This is a genomic window from bacterium (assembly GCA_030697795.1).
Lineage (GTDB): Bacteria > Patescibacteriota > Minisyncoccia > JACQLN01 > JACQLN01 > JACQLN01.
In genome coordinates this window covers 1-1,000 of sequence record JAUYOV010000013.1, presented here as the reverse complement: position 1 = coordinate 1,000, position 1,000 = coordinate 1, and the positions used below count along the sequence as shown (strand labels likewise).

4 protein-coding genes are annotated in these 1,000 nt (G+C 38.2%); 3 read left to right on the top strand and 1 reads right to left on the bottom strand.

The window, feature by feature from the left end:
• Nucleotides 1–139 precede the first annotated feature (139 nt).
• Both Q8Q95_04050 and Q8Q95_04045 read left to right on the top strand, forming a co-directional pair.
• Entirely contained in the window at nt 140–352 is a 213-nt protein-coding gene (locus Q8Q95_04050; protein ID MDP3764765.1) for a type II toxin-antitoxin system HicA family toxin, read from the top strand.
• Nucleotides 349–546, top strand: coding sequence for a hypothetical protein (locus Q8Q95_04045; GenBank protein MDP3764764.1), 198 nt, complete (start codon nt 349–351; stop codon nt 544–546). Before Q8Q95_04050 ends, Q8Q95_04045 begins: the two co-directional genes overlap by 4 nt.
• 27 nt (nt 547–573) lie before the next feature.
• On the opposite strand, the gene Q8Q95_04040 is transcribed toward Q8Q95_04045, so the two are convergent.
• Nucleotides 574–768: a hypothetical protein gene (locus tag Q8Q95_04040; GenBank protein MDP3764763.1), complete on the bottom strand. Its 195-nt coding sequence runs from the start codon at nt 766–768 to the stop codon at nt 574–576.
• 40 nt (nt 769–808) lie between these two features.
• On the opposite strand from Q8Q95_04040, the gene Q8Q95_04035 reads away from it, so the two are divergent.
• Nucleotides 809–1,000: NifU family protein (locus Q8Q95_04035; GenBank protein MDP3764762.1), on the top strand; the 192-nt coding region annotated here is incomplete at its 3' end.

Here is a 1,000-nt window from a genome sequence, read left to right as displayed (position 1 = left end):
GGCTTTCCTGGTATTTATGCTCAAGATAAAGATATTGAGGGGGTAAGGCAGGGGCTTGCCGAAACACTCGAAGAATATCTGTTTTTAAGTTTCCAAAAGAAAAAGCCTGTTAAGGGATTTGATATCAAAATTCCATCGTATGCTAAAGCCCATTAGCCGCCGCGAGCTTATGAGAAGGCTTAGGCGACTAGGTTTTATTGGTCCTTTTTCTGGAGGCAAGCATCAGTTTATGGAAAAAGGCAATTTTAAGATTTCTATTCCAAATCCACACGGCAATGATATCGGAGTAAAATTGCTAGATAGAATTATTAAGGACTTAAAAATTAGTGCCTCAGAGTTTTTGGATCTATGAAACTCCAAACCATACTCGGCGTTAGGCAATTTAAGAGATGGCTTGAAAAAGAAATCGGCAAAAAATGTAAGGATTATTGTTGGGATTGTTTTATTTGTAGATCATGGCGAGTTTATGATGAAGTGGCAGGGTATGTAGATCACATTAAATTTTTAGAAAAGCCATTGCCAAAAAAGACAAAATTGAAAAAATAAAAAGCCCCAATTATATTCGAGGGGCTTTTAGTACCAATAGTTTAAGCGCCATGCTACAAAAGTAGCAGTAGCCAGTCCGAAAGCAGATGAAATTAAACCAATATCTAAACCAAAAATTTCAAATGCCAAAGGATGTGTTAGGCCGATTTCATCATGAGCTGCGCTTAAAATCGCGCCAGCGATTATTAAGCCAATACCTGTCCACCACAGCATTTTTTTCATTTGCGCCCCTTTCTTTTTATATGCTATCATATATCTCACCATGAGTCAAGAGATAGAACAAATTAAAAATGTTTTAGAAAAAGAAGTGCGTCCGATGCTGGCTATGCATTTGGGGTCTTTGGATTTTGTGGGTTTTAAAGAAGGCGTGGTGAGCGTGCGCTTTCAGGGAACATGCAAGGGTTGCCCATTGTCCAATTTAACTCTTAAAGCCGGGATTGAAAGTATTCTTAAA

Bases quoted from the DNA above. Each gene is read 5' to 3' on its own strand.
- Q8Q95_04050 (MDP3764765.1), top strand. From the start codon at position 140: ATGCTAAAGCCCATTAGCCGCCGCGAGCTTATGAGAAGGCTTAGGCGA.
- Q8Q95_04045 (MDP3764764.1), top strand. From the start codon at position 349: ATGAAACTCCAAACCATACTCGGCGTTAGGCAATTTAAGAGATGGCTT.
- Q8Q95_04040 (MDP3764763.1), bottom strand. From the start codon at position 768: ATGAAAAAAATGCTGTGGTGGACAGGTATTGGCTTAATAATCGCTGGC.